15 protein-coding genes are annotated in these 20,176 nt (G+C 44.4%); 6 read left to right on the forward strand and 9 right to left on the reverse strand.

Features of this window, described 5'->3' with window-relative positions:
• Window positions 1–10: 10 nt before the first annotated feature.
• From P4S58_RS18180 to P4S58_RS18210, 7 genes are all read right to left on the reverse strand, one after another.
• Window positions 11–2,002 carry a tripartite tricarboxylate transporter permease gene (locus P4S58_RS18180; RefSeq protein ID WP_102954493.1) on the reverse strand — a complete coding sequence of 664 codons (1,992 nt, stop codon included), beginning with the start codon at window positions 2,000–2,002 and terminating at the stop codon, window positions 11–13.
• A 127-nt stretch (window positions 2,003–2,129) separates the two neighbouring features.
• Window positions 2,130–3,245 carry a Bug family tripartite tricarboxylate transporter substrate binding protein gene (locus P4S58_RS18185; protein WP_102954492.1) on the reverse strand — a complete coding sequence of 372 codons (1,116 nt, stop codon included), beginning with the start codon at window positions 3,243–3,245 and terminating at the stop codon, window positions 2,130–2,132.
• A gap of 168 nt (window positions 3,246–3,413) precedes the next feature.
• Window positions 3,414–4,478 carry a 4-oxalomesaconate tautomerase gene (locus P4S58_RS18190; protein WP_337165067.1) on the reverse strand — a complete coding sequence of 355 codons (1,065 nt, stop codon included), beginning with the start codon at window positions 4,476–4,478 and terminating at the stop codon, window positions 3,414–3,416.
• 116 nt (window positions 4,479–4,594) lie between these two features.
• Window positions 4,595–5,656, reverse strand: a complete 1,062-nt coding sequence (locus P4S58_RS18195; protein WP_337165068.1) for an ABC transporter substrate-binding protein — start codon at window positions 5,654–5,656, stop codon at window positions 4,595–4,597.
• The gene (locus P4S58_RS18200; RefSeq protein ID WP_337165069.1) at window positions 5,653–7,080 is read right to left on the reverse strand and encodes a sensor histidine kinase; all 1,428 of its coding nucleotides are present in this window, start codon (window positions 7,078–7,080) and stop codon (window positions 5,653–5,655) included. The genes P4S58_RS18195 and P4S58_RS18200 overlap by 4 nt, the downstream gene beginning before the upstream one ends.
• Window positions 7,080–7,745 (reverse strand): response regulator transcription factor, encoded by a 666-nt coding sequence (locus P4S58_RS18205; RefSeq protein ID WP_102954488.1) that lies wholly within the window; start codon window positions 7,743–7,745, stop codon window positions 7,080–7,082. Before P4S58_RS18205 ends, P4S58_RS18200 begins: the two co-directional genes overlap by 1 nt.
• Before the next feature lie 475 nt (window positions 7,746–8,220).
• Window positions 8,221–9,144: a DMT family transporter gene (locus tag P4S58_RS18210; protein ID WP_337165071.1), complete on the reverse strand. Its 924-nt coding sequence runs from the start codon at window positions 9,142–9,144 to the stop codon at window positions 8,221–8,223.
• Window positions 9,145–9,235: 91 nt separating this feature from the next.
• Here P4S58_RS18210 and P4S58_RS18215 point away from each other — a divergent pair, with 91 nt between their 5' ends.
• Together P4S58_RS18215 and P4S58_RS18220 are read left to right on the forward strand one after the other, a co-directional pair.
• Window positions 9,236–10,159 carry a LysR substrate-binding domain-containing protein gene (locus tag P4S58_RS18215; RefSeq protein ID WP_337165073.1) on the forward strand — a complete coding sequence of 308 codons (924 nt, stop codon included), beginning with the start codon at window positions 9,236–9,238 and terminating at the stop codon, window positions 10,157–10,159.
• Between the two features lie 282 nt (window positions 10,160–10,441).
• Window positions 10,442–11,368, forward strand: coding sequence for a LysR substrate-binding domain-containing protein (locus P4S58_RS18220; RefSeq protein WP_102966765.1), 927 nt, complete (start codon window positions 10,442–10,444; stop codon window positions 11,366–11,368).
• 59 nt (window positions 11,369–11,427) lie between these two features.
• On the opposite strand, the gene P4S58_RS18225 is transcribed toward P4S58_RS18220, so the two are convergent.
• The gene (locus P4S58_RS18225; protein ID WP_102986151.1) at window positions 11,428–12,084 is read right to left on the reverse strand and encodes a nitroreductase family protein; all 657 of its coding nucleotides are present in this window, start codon (window positions 12,082–12,084) and stop codon (window positions 11,428–11,430) included.
• A gap of 256 nt (window positions 12,085–12,340) precedes the next feature.
• The gene (locus P4S58_RS18230; RefSeq protein ID WP_042483332.1) at window positions 12,341–13,258 is read right to left on the reverse strand and encodes a LysR family transcriptional regulator; all 918 of its coding nucleotides are present in this window, start codon (window positions 13,256–13,258) and stop codon (window positions 12,341–12,343) included.
• Between the two features lie 196 nt (window positions 13,259–13,454).
• Between P4S58_RS18230 and P4S58_RS18235 the strand changes: the two genes are divergently transcribed.
• The 4 genes from P4S58_RS18235 (at window position 13,455) to P4S58_RS18250 (ending at window position 20,161) form a co-directional block, all read left to right on the forward strand.
• On the forward strand, window positions 13,455–13,838 hold the full coding sequence (locus tag P4S58_RS18235) for a hypothetical protein (RefSeq protein ID WP_337165075.1): 384 nt from the start codon (window positions 13,455–13,457) through the stop codon (window positions 13,836–13,838).
• A gap of 84 nt (window positions 13,839–13,922) precedes the next feature.
• The gene (locus P4S58_RS18240; protein ID WP_430525085.1) at window positions 13,923–15,305 is read left to right on the forward strand and encodes a TolC family protein; all 1,383 of its coding nucleotides are present in this window, start codon (window positions 13,923–13,925) and stop codon (window positions 15,303–15,305) included.
• Between the two features lie 15 nt (window positions 15,306–15,320).
• Window positions 15,321–17,045: an efflux RND transporter periplasmic adaptor subunit gene (locus P4S58_RS18245; protein ID WP_337165076.1), complete on the forward strand. Its 1,725-nt coding sequence runs from the start codon at window positions 15,321–15,323 to the stop codon at window positions 17,043–17,045.
• Entirely contained in the window at window positions 17,042–20,161 is a 3,120-nt protein-coding gene (locus P4S58_RS18250; RefSeq protein WP_337165078.1) for an efflux RND transporter permease subunit, read from the forward strand. Before P4S58_RS18245 ends, P4S58_RS18250 begins: the two co-directional genes overlap by 4 nt.
• Window positions 20,162–20,176 lie beyond the last annotated feature (15 nt).

The following is a 20,176-nucleotide window of genomic DNA, read 5'->3' on the forward strand; positions in this document are numbered from 1 at the left end:
TTTGCTCTCCTTACCCTAATGGCCATGGTAGCGAAACAGTTTCTTGTAGTAAGCCCGAAGGCAAATCAAGCATCATTAGGTGAGTCAACCCAACGAGAAAACCTGATGCCGCAGTTGTCACAGTCAATGACCTCCACAGACTCATCCCCGCCTTGTTCATTAAGAACGCACAGAAAAACAAAGAAATAGCGATAATGTAGCCAACTAAATAGCTACCAACGATAAGCGCTGCAATCCAGTATACGTAGTGCATAATCGACGCAGTATTACTGTCGTAAGCGTATCCCTGAGCATACTCATTGTCATAGCAGACCGCTGAGTCATCTGAACGAGTAAGAAGCTGTACGACAACAATTGCTGACAGTAACCACATACCGCTGGCGACAAAGATAGGGAAAATACCACCTAAGAAGCTATGCTGATAACCATCATAAATTCCATAAGCAAAAACGATATTAACTAAAACAGCAAACAGCACTTGAGGCTTACGTGTAGGTGTTTTTCCAGCTTTCTCTGGCGTGCCGACTGTATCTGCTGCATTGTCCTTTTTCATATTTTGGCGAATCATGAATACAAGCGACAAGATAGTAATTGCGCCGATAATCATCACTCCCGGACGAAGCAAAAAGCCTACACCGTCAAACTGAATCGCTTGATACAAATAAGTTTCCATTCCTGAAGCTAGTACAAAGCCAATAAGGAACGCAGGTCTCGGCCAATCAAATCTCTTCATTAGTACGCCAAGAACACCAATAGCCAGTAGCGTGATTAAATCCGCTAAGTCGCGAGTAGCTTGGAATGCGGCGAAGCAAATAACCATTACCATAAAAGGTGCTAGAAGTGCATAACGAACTGTGGTTAGTCTTGCTACCCAAGGTGAGATAAGCATACACGCAGCCGCGCCGAAGATGTTGGCTAACGCAAGCGACCAAACAATGGTGTAAGTAATGTTTAGATCTTTGCCCACCATCGCAGGACCTGGCTCTAGTCCAACCAGCACCATACCGCCAAGGAATACCGCCATGCTACCTGAACCAGGAATCCCGAATAGCAGCGTAGGCACTAGGCCGCCACCTTCTTTAGCATTATTCGATGACTCTGGCGCAATCACACCTCGAACATCACCATGGCCAAAGTTAGGCTTATCTTTGGTCGTTTGAACAGCATGACCATAAGCGATCCAGTCAACAACGCTACCGCCTAAACCAGGAAGTGCACCAATGATACAGCCGATCACACTACAACGCAGAGCTAGCCATTTGTTTGTAAAGAAATCTTTAACACCCATCAGCCAACCAGAACCCAATTTGCTCGCATTCGCAATCGGCTTGTTTTGTCGTAGCAAATCAATAATCTCTGGCAAAGCGAAAATACCTAGGCCCACAACCACCAATGGTATTCCATCCATTAAATAGAAATTATCAAATGTCATGCGGTATTCACCCGTTGCTGGCGCACTACCGACACTACCTAATAGAATGCCAAGTCCACACGCAGACAGGCCTTTAACCAAACTTTTCCCTGCTAGCGAACCAACCATGGTTAATCCAAGTAACGTGAGCATAAACAGCTCACCGGAACCAAAAGCAAGAATTACTGGACGCGCAATTAGAACAAATCCAGTTAAGACAACGGCACCAAACAAGCCGCCAAATAATGAAGCCGTAAAAGCAGCAGAAAGCGCACGTGCTGCATGACCGTTTTTAGCCATTGGGAATCCGTCTAACACTGTCGCTTGCGACCCGCTAGAACCAGGAATGCCCATCAGCACTGAAGTAAAAGTATCTGAAGTAGGGATAACCGCTACTAAGCCGATTAACATCGCTAAAGCAGACACGGGATCCATTCCATACAAGAATGGTAGCAATAAAGATAAACCGGCAATACCTCCCAGTCCTGGGAAAATACCTATTGCTAAACCCAGCATGACACCACCAAGCATATAGGTGAGGTGGTGTAATGTTAAAATTGTCTGCAAAGCGGTAAGTAATTCACTAAACATCCTTGAATCCTTATATATTCACATTGCACTGTGGTGAATCTGAACATCACACTGCTTATTTATCAGTGCGATGTCAGATGTATTTTTGACACAATTTATTTTGAGTGGAACGCCGCGCGTAGCGTCATTATAGGTTGGTGTTATATTTATCTTTCAACCACTTAGCAACCCACTTCTTACTCTCTTCGTCCAGAGAAAGGATGGCATCAACCGCTTGATCCGCTTCGATTCCAGTGAGCTGTTTATAGTTGCCTAGAACCTCTTCAGAACGCTCTAGAAACTCTGGTGACTCAACAAGTTTGATCATTGATTCACGCCAAGCTAGTTGAATGTCTTCAGGTGTTGATTTTGGTAGGAAGAACACTTTCTGAGCAACGAAGCCCGCTACGAAGAATGAGCGCCAAACCTTAAATCCCTGAGAGCTATCTATATCTCCTTTTGCAAGTTGATATACTTCACCAAAATGAGGAATGTCAGGGAAATTTGGATCGCGTTGAAGCTTACCTTTCTCATCGATCACACCGAAACTAAACAGTGGGATAGCTTTGCCTTCTTCAACAAGTGGTATCACCTTTTTCAAGTAAGCTGAGCTTGTTTGAGAATCTAGATTTACTTCTCCTCTTTCAAACGCAAGTCTACCTGCACCACGCCCTTTCATACCGAAAACAGCTTGTACATCGGCACCAATTAAGTCGAGGGCTAAAAGTGGAACTAGATCAATGGTTGTTGCCCCTTGGCTTGCATACTTAAATTGAAGTTTGTCTAAATTTTGCACGAACTGTTCAGCATTTTTTATCCCTTCGTTAGGAGAGATATAAACGACTCCGCCTGTTGGCGTTGCTAGTACCGCTTTCCAGTCGTTATAGTCGTATTCAACACGGCGATCGTTCAGCAAATAGGTATAGTGAGTTGACGCAGAGCTGGCCAAGATGTCCAAGCCGTTATCTTTCGCGCGTCGTGCAAACTGGTTTGCGCCTTTGGTCGAGCCGCCACCAGGTATATTTTTAATTACAACTACAGGCTCTCCTGGAAGAGACTGAGTAAAGTAAGGGCCGAAAAAGCGAGCCCAAGTATCCGTACCACCGCCTTCCTTATAAGGTACGGTCATTTCAACTCGCTCACCTTCAAAACTCACAGGTTTTGCATTCACTTGTGATGATACACAGAATGTTGTTAAGGCAGCGAATGTGATATGGCGGCTGACTTGTAACATTGTTTTGTTAAATTTATGGTTAAGCAGCATAGCGCCTCCTAAAACTCTTTTGGCAGTATTTAATGTCAATCGCGTCATTGCGATGTGTATACCGTAAGAATTCAAACTGTCACCAAACTGACACACGCACACACTATTAACATTTTTGCTACATAGATCTCAGGTTATCCGAGATTGATAAGATGCAAATTGCATACTCTAGGCAACGTAAACATCCCCTTTAAATAGTGGTCTTGCCGTTCTAACTAACGCCGCTTGAGCAATAACAGGCTCAAACTCCCCTTCGAGCAAAGTGATTTTGACATCAATTTTTCCGCTCGGATGTTCAATGACCACCAACGAAGAAGGATCTTTGGCTTGCTGATGAGTAACCGTTCCTTCAATCAAACTAGCAGCGCCAACACAGATAGCACCAGTGACTGCATGGCTTGCATGACAGTTATGTGGAACCAGATAGCGAGAAGTGATACTACCAACACCATGAGGAGGAGAAACAATCGAGACTTTTGGAATAACGCTGCCGCTTACATCCCCTAAACCCATTTTTTCACCAGCTATGATACGAATTGACTCGATTTTTTTGAGCAGTTCATCGTTACTGTCTATCTCCAGTTTGGTTTCGTTACCAACTAAGCCTAGGGCACTGGCTGGGATATGAACCATGGGAACGGCGGCATCAATACAAGTCACTTCAATACCGTTAATGTCTTCTTTAAGAAGCCCTGTTGGAAATAATTTGCCCGTTTTTGATCCACCGACATCTAAAAAGTTGAGTAATACTGGCGATCCTGTACCCGGTACTCCATCAATTGAAGTGGTGCCATCAATTTTGAGTTTCTTATTCGGCGTTTCTGCTGTTACTTCAATAATAGTATTGGTGTTGATATTTTTAACGCGTATCGTCGTCGAACCGTCACCGAGTTCAACTAGGCCTTTTTCTGAGGCGAACGCAACGACGCCTGACAATATGTTTCCGCAGGAAGGTTTGGTATCAACAGTTTTATTTTCAACACCTACCTGAGCAAAGAGATAGTCTATTTCAGCGTCACTGGATTGGGATGGCGAAATGATCGCAACTTTACTGGTTAAAGTTGTACCACCACCAATGCCGTTAATTTGCTGTACGTCGCCAGAGCCCATAATTTTGATCAACAATTGATCTCTGGCTTCTGGCGATTGAGGAAGGTCACTTGCGAGTAAATAGGCACCTTTTGAAGTGCCGCCGCGGATAAGCATGCAAGGAATATATTGAGGTTGTGTCATTTTTAGCTCCTTTACCATTATTTCCACTTTCAAGTCCCAAAAGTGGTGGTATCAAGCTACAAAATGAACCTGTCAAATCACTGACTCGTCACATAGCAAAATCACTTAACGCAATGTCAGTCATAGTTTTTCAGCGCGTTCTCCCATTCGGTAGTCACTATCTGACGCTTACTTTTGTCAGTAAATACAAGCAGGCGAACATCTAAAGGCATAGGTTTCAGCTCTTCTGCATACTGCTCTCGCATATATGAAGCAGAATTGACGATATTAATATCAGAACGTATCGATGGCATATTCGTTTGTTCAGCCATCACCCACTGACCAGAAGATGAAAGCAGATAATCAATAAATCTTTTTGCTTCGAGTTCATTCTCAGTCGTTTTATTGATCAGGGCGGTTCGAATGATCACAGGTGTGTAATCCTTCATAGTCGTGATGGTGACGTTATCGTTTAGCTTTTGCCAACTACGCGCATAAGAACCCAATATGTTATAAGCCATAGAAATCTCACCTCGGCTTAGCGCATCCAACATTGCTCGCGAGCTGCCGAATGTGCGTGCATTATGGGAGTTGAACAGCTCTAAAAACTGCCCATAGTTCCGCGCTTGTTGACGTTCAAAAGACCAGAATAAATACCCAATCCCTACAGTACGAATGTCGTAAAGACCAATTTGTCCCATAAGCTCATCACTATGACGTCGAATAAACGACAACAGTTCAATACGATTGGTAGGAACTTGTTTGCCTTCTATAAACGAACTATTGAATGCAATAACCGCTGGTTCAAAACTAAAGCCAAAGAGTTCATCGCGCCATTGGCTCCATTCAGGTAATGCAGGAGGATAACTTTCCCCACTTTTAATCTCCCTTCTGTGTTCGAGAGAATAACCATCGTTCACTAAACCAATCTGTAAATGCATCACCGAACTAATAGTGATATCAGGCTGTGGTTCTTTCTGCTCGCGTATGTAATTGTCCAGAACTTCACTGCTCATCCATTGATATTCAATCTCTATATTGGGGTTACGCATAGAGAAATCGTCAAGTAATGGTTGCATCTCCTCCTGATACGCTGCACCAAAAACACGGAGTGTTTTAGGGGAGTTATCGGTTGCTAAGGCATTAGAAGCCCCTAGAAAAAACACAATAAATAAATATACAGAACGAAAATTAATCATTGAATTTCCTCCCATTTCCGGTAGGGAAATTGTATTTCGACAGTTAGTCCTTGTGGCTCAGTGTCACGCAAAACCAGTCGAGCGTGGTATTTTTCAGCCACATCAGCGGCAATGCTCATCCCTAAGCCAGTACCAGAATGGATATTTTCTGAAGTTCGGTAAAAGCGTTCAAATACGTGTGGCTTATCTTTATCTTTAATTCCAATGCCAAAGTCTCTTATCAATATAATGGCTTTGGTTCCTCTCAGACCAACTTCAACTTCTACCACGCTCCCATCAGGCGAATACTTAATCGCATTCTCTATTAAGTTGGAAAGCATTTGCTTTAATGCAAACTCATCCCCTTTAATTTGGTATTTACCGCTTTGCTGGAAGCTTAGACTTATATTTCTTTTTAGTGCATTGATAGCAAGCTCTCTGCATACCGATTGTACAAGTTTGTTAATGTTGTTAATCGTGGGTTCTACGCTACGAAAACGGTGTTTAATCGTGGCATGATTCAAAAGTTGTTCGATTGTGCGTTCCAAAATTCCGCAAGCTTCCAATACGCGTTTTAACGATTGAGCCGTTTGAGGAGAACTGTCTCTACTCAATATCAGTTCAACCTGAGACCTCATTCCCGCAAGCGGTGTCTTTAACTGATGCGCCGCTTCACTGGTAAAGTTTTTCAAGTTAACTAAGGTTTCATCCAACTGAAACATGAAGCTATTTATCGTTTTGACCAGATGCATCACCTCTTCTGGCCCCTCCACGTCTATTGGCGTCAGGTCAATGTTTGACCTCTGGGCAATTTTTTTATTGATACTTTTTATTGGCTTCAAGACCTGAATGATCAAAATAATAATGACGATCACGGTACAGATAACGACTCCGAGAATGAGCTTAATCGCTGCACTGGATAATTGCTGCTCCCACTGCTTTCTCGCTTCTGTTGTTTGCCCCACTAACACATAGACATGATGCGGTCCCTGCCTCGTATTGATGACTCGGCCAACCAAGGAAAATCGCACATGCTGTTGTTTAAACTTCAAATCAAAGAAATGAGGCACGACTTCCAATCTCAAAGGGTTCGAATCGATTTGAGACGTCACGATATCTTCAAGCAATAAAGACTCGTATCCGGTCACAAACTCTTTTTGTTTGGTTGTGATCAAGTAAAAAACTTTGTCTCGCGGAGAATCAGAAAGCCCACTGAATGCGGAAAATGGTAGATCAACACTTAGCTCATCACCTTCAAGGCCCACTTCTTCCAATATTTGTAAGGCGGCGTTAGCTAGAGGACTATCAAAGATAAATTGCGCTGTTTCATAGGCATAGCGCTTTACCGCCAGCATTGAAATCAAGCCAATAAACAGCAAAGCGCTTGCAGAATAGGCAAATAGTTGGAAGCGGAGCGAGCGTGTTGAAATAGATAGACCAAACATTATGATTGCACAGCCAACACATAACCCAGACCACGTAGAGTTTTAATCTCTACATTGCTGCTAGCCAGTGCTTTACGTAATCGACCAACATAAGTTTCGATGGCGTTATGATTGGGAGGATTGTCGTAACCGTATAAGTGGTCGATGATTTCCTCTTTACTCAACACTCGGTTTGGGTGGCTAATAAACACTTCGAGTAAGCGATATTCACGCTGTTTGAGTTTTATACTTTCACCGTTCACCAGTACTGTTGCAGTAGCAGAATCAAAACTTAGGTTCCCTAGCTCGATTACATTGTGGTCGTTACCTTGGCTGCGACGAACAATACTGCGGCAGCGAGCCTCTAGCTCCCCTAAGTCAAACGGTTTACTTAAAAAATCATCAGCGCCGAGATCAAGCAAGTTGATACGATCGTGAACCTCTTTTCGTGCAGTCAGTATCAAAATCGGAGTGTTTGAGCGTTGTCGAATCTTTTTGGTAATTTCTTCACCAGATCGATTAGGGAGATTTAAATCTAAAATAATCAAATCGTACTGAGTATGGCAAACCAGTGAATAGGCAACAGCACCATCATACGCACAGTCTACGCCATGCCCAAGATCGTGAAATCGTTGCTCAAGTGATTCACTGATTAATCGGTCATCCTCTACAATCAATATTCGCATTAGCCTGTTAACATCCTTGAAAATCAATTTGCGAAGCTAGCACTGTGGCCAACCTGCAAAAAAGCCAAACTCCCAACCTGTCACTTTTAACTATGTTTTGTTCAGTTTACCCATGCTGAGTAAACCTGTTTTAACGCTAGTCGTTCTTGAAGGCCTTGCTTATCGGTATTGAAACATGAATCTCTAACTTTCAATGCCTAAGCCATGTTTCGAGCTAACGTTACACCAATCGACGCCTGTTAAAATACTTTTGTTAAATTATTTCTAATATTAGTCACAGTTATGAAAACTATGTCAAAAAGTAGATCACTAAGTCAGCGAAACGACAGGTTTGTTACACCTTCATTTTAGAACATTTATCATGAACGGGATGCAAACGGGTTAGTTAGAAACTAACCATCGCAAGAAATGCTGATAAAGACAAAAGGCGTTACTTCAATGAAATAACGCCTCTTTAAACTTCATTTTGAATCATCTACACAAGATGAGCTTTGATATGAGAGAAGTACTTAAACAGTTTGGCTGCAAAGGTATTCATCAATGCCGCGAATATTATGAGCGTAATTCCGACTATCTGATGTTTAAAAAAGCTTTCATCAAAAAACAGAACCTGCCACATCAGCGTAAACAATAAATTAGTGAAAATAAGCGGCGCTAGTTGAGAGCTACTCTCCACCAGCTTGTAAGCTTTCGAACGTAAGATTTGATTACCCACGACGGTTACTGAAAGACCCAATAAACATACCCATACAAATGCATTATTTTGAGGCTCCAGCAGTATCTGAGTATCAAGATCAGATAACCCAAAGATAAACGCCAAAGGAAGCACGCTTACCGCTGCGATAAGAAATGTCCAGCTATTGAGCACTGACGCTTTAACCTCACCTTTGCTGGCGCGAAATAAACTTACTTGCGATCCTGCATTGAACAAGCCGGCACCCAAACCAATGAGCAATTCTGGTCGGAACTGAATTCCAGACACATCCCCTGCCAACATTAAAACACCAGCAAAAGTGGCAACTAGGCCAAACTTGGTTTCAGTCTTAATTTTTACTTTAAAAATTAGCTTTTCCAAAACGGCAATAAATATAGGGCCGGTTGCAAACAGTACGGTTGTTTCTACAAGAGACAAGGTGTTCAGTGAAGCGATAAAACAAAGCTGACATGCCGCAATACACAACCCACGAATGATCAAGGCTTTTATGACTGATCGAGGAGGCAAAGGTAGTTTGGACACACCCACTATGGCAAAAAGCAGTAATGCAGGCATAAAGAATCGTAGAAATGTCAGGAGCTCGATGCCCATCGTTTCGGTAAGTTTTTTTAATACAAGCCCAGTTAACGACATACTGAATGTGGAAATGAGCATATAAGGAACAGCGCGATTTTTTAACAACATAATCTCCCCCTATTGACGCGCTCATAGTAGAGCAATGACAACAGAGAAAAAAACGAATATATTTAAACAAACCTGTTAGAAATACTTACATATGAATAGACGACCACCACTCAAATCTCTTTACGCATTTGTCGCTGTAGCAGAGACAGGCAGTATGACTGAAGCTGCTGGCCTACTTAGCGTAAGCCACTCTGCAATCAGCCAAGCTGTTAAAAGTCTTGAATCATTAATTGGTCAACCACTGTTTCAGCGAGTTGGCAGGCAGGTTCAGCCCAATGCCATAGGTCAGAGGTACTACAACGATATAGCTCCTGCATTAAAGGCAATTATCACCGCGACGGAATCGGTCACTCAACAACCTCAGTCAAACCGAATCACGGTGAATATGGTCAACTCACTGGCGATGCACTGGTGGGTACCACGAGTCGATAACTTCCAACAATATGCACCCAACGTCGATATTCGACTTTCCAACTTAATTGGTTCATTTGACTTAAACCAAGAAGGTGTAGATGTCGCGATCCTTCATGGCAAAACTGACGAGTGGCAAGATTACTATTGTGAAAAGCTCGGGGACGATGAACTCCTATTGGTATGCAGCCCTGAATTACTGGAGTCATTCGATACGCATCCGACAGCAGCTGATCTTCTAAAACGCTATCCTGCCATTTATGCAGAAAACCTGCGCAGAAAGCATGACTGGAGTGTTTGGTGCGACGGAAATTCACTTCCCGTGCCGAAGCAAAACAAGAACCTTAACTTCATCGCTTCCATTCATGCGGTGCAAGCCGCGATTCGTAAGCTGGGTGTCCTGGTCACTCATCGCTTGTTTGTTCGTGATGATATTAAACACGGAATGTTGGTCGAAATCGGCACACCAGTGAATAACCCGCATCAGGAATTTTTCTTTGTATGTCGACCAGAAAAGCTCCGTAACGAAAATGTCGTCACCCTAAAATCTTGGTTGCAGAAAGAGTTTAGCGAAACGCCAAATGAGCAGCAAAAGCAACATTAGCTCACCTTATAAAAACTTCGAGTAGTGCTCCAACTCTTTCACCTCATTCGACAGACCAACGTCCTTTTTGAGATGTTCGCTTAATGTGCTCGCATCTTTGTTTCGTTTTGCTTGTTTCTTTGTAAACCAACTAAATATATAGGTTGCATCGATTATTTCCCTTTTTAGTTTCGCTATTAGTTGCATAATTTGACCTTGCGTCCATTCGAGATAGGAATATTATCTGAACAATAGAGTCTCGTTGCGAACAACGCTTTTTTACAGGAACTATAAGTACAGGTTATGGACAAACGACTACGTCATCTCTCTTCGCTTCGTTATTTCGAATCAGCGGCAAGACTGAAAAGTTACAGTAAAGCGGCTGAAGAACAGTTCGTTTCGCAAGCCGCAATTAGCCAGAAACTGCGTCAGCTGGAAGAGCAACTAAAGTGCAAATTGTTTATTCGGCGTGGTCGAGAAATGCACCTCACCGACAAAGGACAAATACTACATAAACATATCGATGACGGGTTTAAACAGATCATCACCGGATTGAATCGGATTCAGAATGAACCACTCGAAGGGCTGCTCAATGTCAGTGCTCCTCGCTCCTTTTCTACGCGTTGGCTGATGCCTAGGTTATGGAAGTTCACAATGGAATATCCGCACATTCCTATTCGAGTACAAAGCATCAAAGATATTGATATTCGACATACCGAAACAGATGTACTTATTTGGCAAGGCGAAGAGAGTGTTCTGCATCTGGGATTGGAACAAGAGACTCTGTTTGAAGAAGCTATCTTCCCTTACTGCTCACCTGAACTCGCCCAATCGATGAAATTTGAAAGCCCTGAGCAACTACTAAAATGCTGGTTAATTGATTTCCACTCAGCATCATTCAGTTGGGATCACTGGTTTGCCACTGCGAAAGTTAAGGCCAAAAGAGAAAGCCTACAATGGATGGAAGTAAGCACTTTTGATATGGCCATCAACGCGGTTGTCGCCGGTCACGGCGCTTGCCTTGCGACTGAAAGTATTTCTGCAGATTTTGTAGAGCGTGGGCTGTTGGTAAAACCGTTTGATATTGGCTTAAAACCAGGGATTCGTTACTCATTAATAAGCGATCCATCCTCTTCGAGAGCATTAAGGATCGGCGCATTTAAAGAGTGGCTGAATAAAGAGCTGTCGAGCAAAACGGAATTTGAACGATCACTAGAGGAAAGAAAGTAATCGGTCAGTGGTGAACCATTTAAAGATTCGCCACTGACAGGAAAATGAAGAGGTAGAAATTACAAAGTAGTGACGACTTCTTCTAGCGCTAGACGCGATTTTGGCAGAGCGTGGTTATAATCTTCATCTTCTTTGTGATAACCGATCGCCAGCGCAACTTCACAAACATGACCTTCAAGTTCTTGTTTGAACTCTTCACCAATAAGATCCGCATCAACACCTTCCATAGGCGTAGAGTCAATGCCTAGACGAGCCAATGTGTGCAGCAAGTTACCCAACGCAATGTAAACCTGAGCTTTGGTCCAGTTGCTGTTGCTACCCGTTTCATCAGTATTCATCTCTGCAAACGCGTAAGCCCCCATACGTGCATCAAATTTTTCTGGAGATAAACGGCCTGCGGTAACTTCTGCATCCAGACGTTTAGCGTATTTTTCTTTGGTAAACTTTGGATCATGTGCAAGCAGAATCGTGTGTGAAGCTGTTTTTGCATGTGGTTGGTTGAACTGGTGTTTATTGGCAAACGTGTTGTAGAAGCGCTGTTTCGCTTCATCACTTTCAATAACAATAAACTTCCATGGCTGAGAGTTAATTGATGATGCTGATAAACGCATTGCTTCTTTGATCACAGCCATATCTTCTTGAGAAATGCGTTTCTCTTCATCGTATTTTTTTGTTGTATAGCGTTTGCTTAAATCTTTGATAATTTGATGAGACATTACTGCTCTCCTTAACATCAATTATTAAAGGTACGTTGGATATCAAAACCGTCACGGACCTCAGAGTTGACCTTATGATATAGACTCGTCAAAAATTGAGAATACTTTGTTTTCTATAATCACTTTATTTATTTTGTTGAAAATAAAAACCAGTGATAAATCACTAAGTCCTTAATATCCTAAAACCCATTCAATAATTTCTGTCACTGCGGTTAACACACATTTCCAAAGGCAAACCAAAAGAATACTCACAAGATTAAGAGGGATTCACCTCGTTAAGTTCGTTCTCCCAATAAGCAGGCTGACCGTAATACTCCGAAAAGTAATCGATAAAGGCTCTGACCTTTAACGCGATCAAACGAGAACTTGGATAAACCGCCCAGATACTCGCTTCCATCGCCAGTGGGTAATCTTGCAGTATTTCCACCAGCTCGCCGCTTTTTAGTTGCTTATAGACACTCCAAATGGAGTTAATGGAAATGCCCAAACCACCTGTTGTCGCATCTCGCATCGCATCGCCGTTATCGCATCGAAGTCGGCCTGAAGTTTTAACACTTATAACCCCCTCGTCGGTTTTAAACGTCCAGTTATCTAAGCCGATCAAATTAATACATTGATGATTGACCAGATCTTGCGGTTTTTCTGGAGCGCCAAATTGATTCAGGTACGCAGGAGAAGCAACGACAATGCGGCGGTCCGGAGCTAGTTTTCGAGCCACCAATGATGAATCTTTTAGCTCTGCGGCTCGAATTGCCACGTCAAAGCCACCTTCCACCATGTCGATGATCGAATCTGAAAATCGAAATTCAATATTAAGTTCAGGGTAGCGTTGCATGAATCCGTTCATTGCCGGTATCAGATGCATACGACCAAACGATGCAGGCGCAGTAACCCGTAATGTCCCAGTTGGGTTACTGTGACCAACACCAACCGCGCCTTTTGCGGCTTCTACCGATGCCAGTACCTCTTCTGCGTAAGGCAGAAAAGCTCGTCCTTCGGCAGTGATAGAGACTTTGCGCGTGGTTCTATGCACAAGGCGAACCCCAAGGCTTTCCTCAAGTTTATTGATATGCGAACTTGCCACAGCCGGAGACAAACCTAACTCTTGCCCGGCCATACTGATACTTTGGCTGGAAGCCAAACGCACAAACAGCTTTAAGTGCTCTACATTCATTTTCAGTCTACTTGTTCTTTAGTTTCTCGAACTGTTGAAAAGCTTCTGCCTGACAACTTGATTTGAAGATAGTACGGTAAAACAGGCACTTTTTACCATTCGGACATCTCTTTAAACATTTAATTCTATGTAAGTTGTTGACATTACCCTAGGGTAAAGCTTTATATTCTAGCCAAATTTCCAGATTCGGTTTGTCATGCGCTTAAACATTATTTCAACAACTTGGATTACAATCCTGACATTAGCAGCCTTGCTTATGTCCGGCTTTGCTTCAAGTGCAGGAATGATGACCAGCCCGATGTCGCATGATATGAAAACCTATTCTGCTGCTTGCCAAACACAGCAAATGTCTGCGCATCACACAATGCAAATGGAGCAAGACTCCATAGGCAGCCAATGTGAAATGTCGAAGGACATCATTCATAACTGTTGTGACACCACTTGCACTACAGCCGCGGCTATTTTGCTTGTTCCAGATGTTTTGTTAACAGCAGAAACTTCGTTAGCTTTATTCACATCGCCAAAATCCGGTGATGTTGTCCATACCCCAAAAAGCCTAGAACGGCCACCCAGCGCTTAAATCCATCAATCATATTTAGGTTCCGTAGATTCATGCGGAAGAATTATCGTGCGCGTCATGCGCTCAGTGATGGATTTATAAATCGTGAAAATTCAACAATGCCTTTTGGCGCTGTCTATCAGCGCAGCGGTATTGACGACTACACCTCTATACGCTGGTGAACCGCTCGTAAATGAGCAAACCGCGGGCAGTGTATCGTCAACATCCGAAAAAACGCTATCGCAGTTAATTGAAGCTGCACTTTCTAATGACGGAACACGCCGTCAGTACTACGCAGAAGCTCAGGCAATGCGAGAAACGGGTAAAGCTAGTGCAACCCTTATGGACCCAAAACTTAAATTTGGCGTCACTGGATTACCAACGGACAGCTTCGCGTTTGATGAAGACCCTATGACCAATATTTCCGTTGGTCTTATGCAACAATTCAACCGTGGCGACACCTCCGATCTCAACGATAGAAAAGCAAGTCAGCAAGCTGGCGGGCTGGAAGTTAAAGTCTCAGCAAGAGAGCTTGAAGTCGCGAATGCCATTACTCAGATATGGCTTGAACTCGGCTATCAGCAAGTGGCAAACAAAGTTCTGCTTGAAAACCGATCGCTACTAAGCGAGATGGAAAGATTCATTCAAACCAATTATTCAATTGGTAAAAGTGAAGCTCAAGACCTAATCAATGCACAACTGCAAGTCGCCAAACTGGACGAAAAAATCCAAGCAAATGAGCAGATGCAACAACGCTTGAAGGCTCAGTTATCTGAGTGGTTAGGCTCAGACTGGCTTATCAATACAGATCAACTTGAAGCTTCCAATCAATTGGACTGGCGTGCACTGCAAGATATTGAAAATACCGCTAGCAACAGCAATTTCTATTCACAACTGAATCAAAACCCCGCTGTGCGAATGGTGGACTCTTCAATTGATGCACGTCGTACTCAAGTCGATATTGCTCGCGAATCTTATGCTCCGCAGTTCGGCGTAGAAGTGATGTATGCCTATCGTCAGTCAAACGACATGCGTGGTCAGCCAGCATCGGATCTGGTCAGCGCCTACATCACCATGGATATCCCTCTCTTTACGGGTAATAAGCAAGATAAAAACTTAGCCGCAGCACAATACCAAGTGGGTGCAGCTCAGTCACAAAAAGATACTTTGCTGAAACAGATGAACGCCAAAGTCAACGCTCTGCTTGTTGACAAAAATAACCTGACTCAACGTCTCGAACGCTTCGAATCGACTCTGCTTCCGCAAGCGGATTCACGTGTGAAAGCAACAGAGAGAGGTTACCAAAATAACACTGCTCAATTTAACGATGTGATATTAGCGACTCGTGATGAACTTGCATTAAAGCTGGAATTTCAGCGCCTCATCACCGACCTGAATCTGGTTAATAACAACTTATCCGCATTACTCAATAGCTACAGCTATCAAGTTGATAAACCAGAAATTACTACAACGTCAGAGCAGCAATAACAAGGCAGAACAACAATGAAAACAATTCAAGTAACAACACTCGCGCTTGTTATCGGCGCAACTTTGGGCTTTGGTGCACAAACACTGTTGTCTCAAATACACACTTCTCAAACAGATGGTACTGGGCACGAACAACAATCAAGCCAAGCTAAATCCAATGACGAGCCACTGTATTGGGTTGCCCCTATGGACCCGAACTATAAACGCGACAAACCGGGCAAATCACCGATGGGTATGGATTTGATCCCCGTTTATGCAGAAGATGCGGCGCAAGACCAAGCGCCGGGAACCGTTAAGATCGACCCAGCCGTTGAAAATAATTTAGGGGTAAAAGTGGCGTCTGCGCAGATGACACCTCTTACTCCAAGTATTGAAACCGTGGGTTATGTGGCTTTCGATGAAAGCCAGTTATGGCAAACCAACGTGCGCGTAGCAGGCTGGGTTGAAAAGCTGAACGTCAACGCAATCGGCGATAAAGTAAACAAAGGCGATGTGTTGTTTACTCTTTACTCGCCTGAGTTGGTCAAAGCTCAAGAAGAACTGATTAATGCCTATCGCACAGGCAGAGAAGGATTGGTCAAAGGCGCAACCGAAAGACTGGTTACGCTGGGCGTAGATCGTCAACAAATTCAATCTATCGTCAAACGTGGCAAAGCGTCTCAGTCGATTGATATCAAAGCAAAGGCTGACGGTATCATCGCTAATCTCAATGTTCGTGAAGGCGGTTACTTGTCACCCGCTCAGGCTGTGATCAGTGCTGGCCCACTTGAGAATGTATGGGTTGATGCGGAAGTCTTCGAGCGCCAGTCACACTGGGTTAAAGCTGGCAGCACTGCCAAGATGACGTTAGATGCTTTACCGGGCAAAGAATGGCAAGGTGAAATTGACTACGTCTACCCTATCTTAGATCCGCAAACCCGTACTTTACGTCTGCGTCTAAAATTCCCTAACCCACAAGGCGAGCTAAAGCCAAATATGTTCGCCAATATTTCGCTGCAGCCAGTAACGGAAGAATCGGTACTGACAATTCCTAAATCATCAGTGATCCGCTCTGGCGGAATGACTCGAGTAGTCTTGTCTGAAGGCGACGGCAAGTATCGCTCTGCGCGCGTTCAAATCGGACGTGAAGCCGGTGATAAAGTGGAAGTATTGCAAGGTCTTACTGAGCAAAGCAAAGTTGTAACGTCAGCGCACTTCTTACTTGATTCAGAATCGAGCCAAACGGCGGATCTGGCTCGTATCGATGGTATTGAAGTAGATATGGAAAGTGTGTGGGCGAAAGGCGAAATCAGCGATATTTTACCCTCTTCTCGCACACTCACGATTAACCACCAGCCAGTGCCTGAATGGAATTGGCCGGGCATGACCATGAACTTCACTGCTGGCGATAATGTTGATATTGATTCGCTTAAGTCCGGACAAGTGGTCGAGTTTGAACTGCAAAAAACACCGGATGGACAGTATCAGGTCATCGACATTAAATCAGACGGTAGCGTCGTAGCAGGCGAAGTGTGGCTGGAAGGCGACATCACAATGCTGATGCAAGACTTCGGTATGATCACGCTTCAACACTTACCGGTTTCAGAATGGAACTGGGAAGCGGGCGAAATGAACTTCACTGTCGATCCTGATATTAAACTGTCCGGCCTGGAGGAAGGTGACCGTGTTCGATTTCTAGTACAGAAACAGAACAACGACTTCACCCTGAAGAGTATTGAGCGAATCGGAGGCAAACAATGATCAATGCCATTATTCGCTGGTCTCTGAAAAACCGCTTTATTGTCCTTCTGGCAACGGTTGCGCTTATGGCTGGTGGCTTATTTAGTGTGAAAAACACGCCAGTCGATGCGATTCCCGATCTCTCGGATGTGCAGGTGATCATCAAAACCAGCTTTCCTGGACAAGCACCGCAAGTGGTTGAAGATCAAGTTACTTACCCGCTCACAACCGCAATGCTGGCGGTACCCGGGGCTGAAACCGTACGTGGCTACTCGTTCTTTGGCGACTCTTACGTGTATATCATTTTCAATGATAAAACCGACATGTACTGGGCTCGTTCGCGAGTGCTGGAGTATTTGAGCCAAGTTGCGCCTAAGCTACCAGCCAATGCCAAACCAACACTGGGGCCAGATGCGACAGGTGTGGGTTGGGTGTTCAGTTATGTGTTGCAAGACAAAACTGGTCAACATGACTTGGCGCAGTTACGCAGCCTGCAAGATTGGTTCTTAAAATACGAACTACAAACTGTTGATGGCGTCTCTGAAGTGGCCACCGTAGGCGGTATGGTTAAGCAGTATCAGATCCAGATTGATCCGGCCAAATTGCGCGCTTACAACTTGACGCTTCAACAAGTCAACATGGCGATTCAAAACGGCAACCAAGAGACTGGCGCTTCGGTGATAGAAGTGGCAGAAGCCGAACATATGGTTCGTACCACCGGCTATCTGACCAATATTGAAGATATTCAGTCTCTGCCGCTTAAAGTGACTAACAAAGGTACCCCACTGTTACTTGGCGATATTGCGGACATTTCGTTAGGTCCACAAATGCGTCGTGGCATCTCTGAACTCAATGGCGAAGGTGAAGCGGTTGGCGGCGTGATTGTGATGCGCTTTGGCGAAAATGCGAGCCAAGTGATCGACAACGTAAAAACCAAGCTTGAAGAGCTTCAGCGCGGCCTGCCTGATGGTGTAGAAATCGTACCAACTTATGACCGCTCTACGCTTATCAATGCAGCTGTTGAGAACCTTTGGAAGAAGTTAGCGGAAGAGTTCATCGTGGTAGCGATCGTGTGTGCGCTGTTCCTGTTCCACATTCGTTCGTCTTTAGTCATTGCACTGAGTCTGCCTATCGGCATCTTGTCTGCTTTCATTGTCATGCACTGGCAAGGTATTAACGCCAACATCATGTCTCTGGGCGGAATAGCCATCGCCATAGGCGCTATGGTGGATGGCGCAATCGTCATGATTGAAAACGTACACAAGCATATAGAACGCACCCCACTGACGGATAAAAACCGCTGGCAAGTCATTGGCGATGCCGCGCAGGAAGTCGGTCCACCGCTGTTCTTCTCGCTGCTTATCATTACGTTAAGCTTTGTGCCTGTGTTCGCTCTTGAAGGTCAAGAAGGGAAAATGTTCTCTCCTCTCGCCTTCACTAAAACATACGCGATGGCGGCTTCAGCAGGTTTAGCGATTACCTTGGTTCCAGTATTAATGGGTTATTTTATTCGCGGAAAGATCCTTCCTGAGCATAAAAACCCAGTTAACCGAGCACTGGTAGGTCTTTACCGTCCTCTGCTTAACCTAAGCTTAAAATTCCCGAAATCGGTATTGGTATTGGCCGTTGCGCTAATGGCGTCCGCCTATTACCCAACCAGTAAACTGGGCAGCGAATTCATCCCACCATTGGATGAAGGCGATTTGATGTACATGCCGACCACCTATCCGGGTATCTCGATTGGTAAAGCGCGTGAGTTACTGCAACAAACCAACAAACTGATCAAAACCGTACCTGAGGTAAAAACGGTATGGGGTAAAGTCGGCCGTGCAGATACGGCAACTGACCCGGCTCCGCTCACCATGATCGAAACCGTCATTCAGCTCAAACCTCGTGAAGAATGGCGTGAGGGTGTAACCACAGAATCACTGCGTAAAGAGTTTGATAACCTGATTCAATTCCCCGGTTTAACTAACGCTTGGGTAATGCCAATCAAAACCCGAATCGATATGTTAGCCACTGGTATTAAAACACCAATTGGTATCAAAATCGTTGGCCCTGAACTGAGCACTATTGAACGTATAGGTTCACAGTTGGAGCCAATTCTTAACCAAGTTGAAGGTACTGCATCGGTTTACGCTGAACGCGTTGCGGGTGGCCGATACGTGACTGTTGATATCAAGCGCAAAGCAGCGGCACGTTACGGACTGAATATTAAAGACGTACAACAAGTGGTTTCCACAGCCGTTGGCGGCATGAATGTGGGCGAAACCATTGAAGGATTGGAGCGTTACCCTATCAACGTTCGTTATCCTCAAGACTACCGTGATTCGGTAGTGAAACTGCAAAATCTACCATTGGTGACGCCAAACGGTGCTCGCATAGCATTGGCGGATGTGGCAGATATTCGCTACGAAGATGGTCCACCGATGATCAAAACAGAAAATGCGCGTCCTAACGGCTGGGTGTTTGTTGATATCGAAGGTCGAGATCTCGGTTCTTATGTGTCTGAAGCGCAAAAACGCGTAGCAGAGGAACTGAAGTTGCCAGCAGGTTACTCACTCGCATGGTCTGGTCAATACGAGTATATGGAGCGTGCGAAAGAGCGTTTAAGTGTCGTCGTTCCAATTACATTAACCATCATCACCCTGCTGCTCTATTTCAGCTTCCGACGCGTAGGTGAAGTGCTGATTATCATGGCGACCTTGCCATTGGCTATGGTTGGCGGCTTATGGTTGATGTACTCACTCAATTACAACATGTCTATTGCAGTGGGAGTCGGCTTTATCGCCCTTTCCGGCGTGGCAGTGGAAATAGGCGTCATCATGCTGGTTTACCTTAACCAAGCATGGCACTACACCAAGCTCAAAGCCGAAGAACGTAACATTCCACTCAGCAAAGATGACCTGAATAACGCCATTCGCGAAGGGGCTGGGCTGCGTGTTCGCCCAGTAATGATGACCGTTATCACCGTAATCATTGGCTTAGTACCCATCATGTATGGCCATGGTACGGGTTCGCAAATCATGCAACGCATCGCGGCCCCTATGATTGGCGGAATGGCTTCAGCCTTACTACTTACCCTGCTGGTGATACCTGCAATCTTTAAGCTGTGGAAGCAGCGTGAAACCAAATAAATACCGAATTAATGA

This window comes from Vibrio sp. Hal054 (genome assembly GCF_037162405.1).
Classification (GTDB): domain Bacteria; phylum Pseudomonadota; class Gammaproteobacteria; order Enterobacterales; family Vibrionaceae; genus Vibrio; species Vibrio diazotrophicus.

What these genes read in the sequence shown, in the direction of transcription:
- P4S58_RS18180 (WP_102954493.1), bottom strand. Translation starts at nt 2,002, where the DNA reads ATGTTTAGTGAATTACTTACCGCTTTGCAGACAATTTTAACATTACAC.
- P4S58_RS18185 (WP_102954492.1), bottom strand. Translation starts at nt 3,245, where the DNA reads ATGCTGCTTAACCATAAATTTAACAAAACAATGTTACAAGTCAGCCGC.
- P4S58_RS18190 (WP_337165067.1), bottom strand. Translation starts at nt 4,478, where the DNA reads ATGACACAACCTCAATATATTCCTTGCATGCTTATCCGCGGCGGCACT.
- P4S58_RS18195 (WP_337165068.1), bottom strand. Translation starts at nt 5,656, where the DNA reads ATGATTAATTTTCGTTCTGTATATTTATTTATTGTGTTTTTTCTAGGG.
- P4S58_RS18200 (WP_337165069.1), bottom strand. Translation starts at nt 7,080, where the DNA reads ATGTTTGGTCTATCTATTTCAACACGCTCGCTCCGCTTCCAACTATTT.
- P4S58_RS18205 (WP_102954488.1), bottom strand. Translation starts at nt 7,745, where the DNA reads ATGCGAATATTGATTGTAGAGGATGACCGATTAATCAGTGAATCACTT.
- P4S58_RS18210 (WP_337165071.1), bottom strand. Translation starts at nt 9,144, where the DNA reads ATGTTGTTAAAAAATCGCGCTGTTCCTTATATGCTCATTTCCACATTC.
- P4S58_RS18215 (WP_337165073.1), top strand. Translation starts at nt 9,236, where the DNA reads ATGAATAGACGACCACCACTCAAATCTCTTTACGCATTTGTCGCTGTA.
- P4S58_RS18220 (WP_102966765.1), top strand. Translation starts at nt 10,442, where the DNA reads ATGGACAAACGACTACGTCATCTCTCTTCGCTTCGTTATTTCGAATCA.
- P4S58_RS18225 (WP_102986151.1), bottom strand. Translation starts at nt 12,084, where the DNA reads ATGTCTCATCAAATTATCAAAGATTTAAGCAAACGCTATACAACAAAA.
- P4S58_RS18230 (WP_042483332.1), bottom strand. Translation starts at nt 13,258, where the DNA reads ATGAATGTAGAGCACTTAAAGCTGTTTGTGCGTTTGGCTTCCAGCCAA.
- P4S58_RS18235 (WP_337165075.1), top strand. Translation starts at nt 13,455, where the DNA reads ATGCGCTTAAACATTATTTCAACAACTTGGATTACAATCCTGACATTA.
- P4S58_RS18245 (WP_337165076.1), top strand. Translation starts at nt 15,321, where the DNA reads ATGAAAACAATTCAAGTAACAACACTCGCGCTTGTTATCGGCGCAACT.
- P4S58_RS18250 (WP_337165078.1), top strand. Translation starts at nt 17,042, where the DNA reads ATGATCAATGCCATTATTCGCTGGTCTCTGAAAAACCGCTTTATTGTC.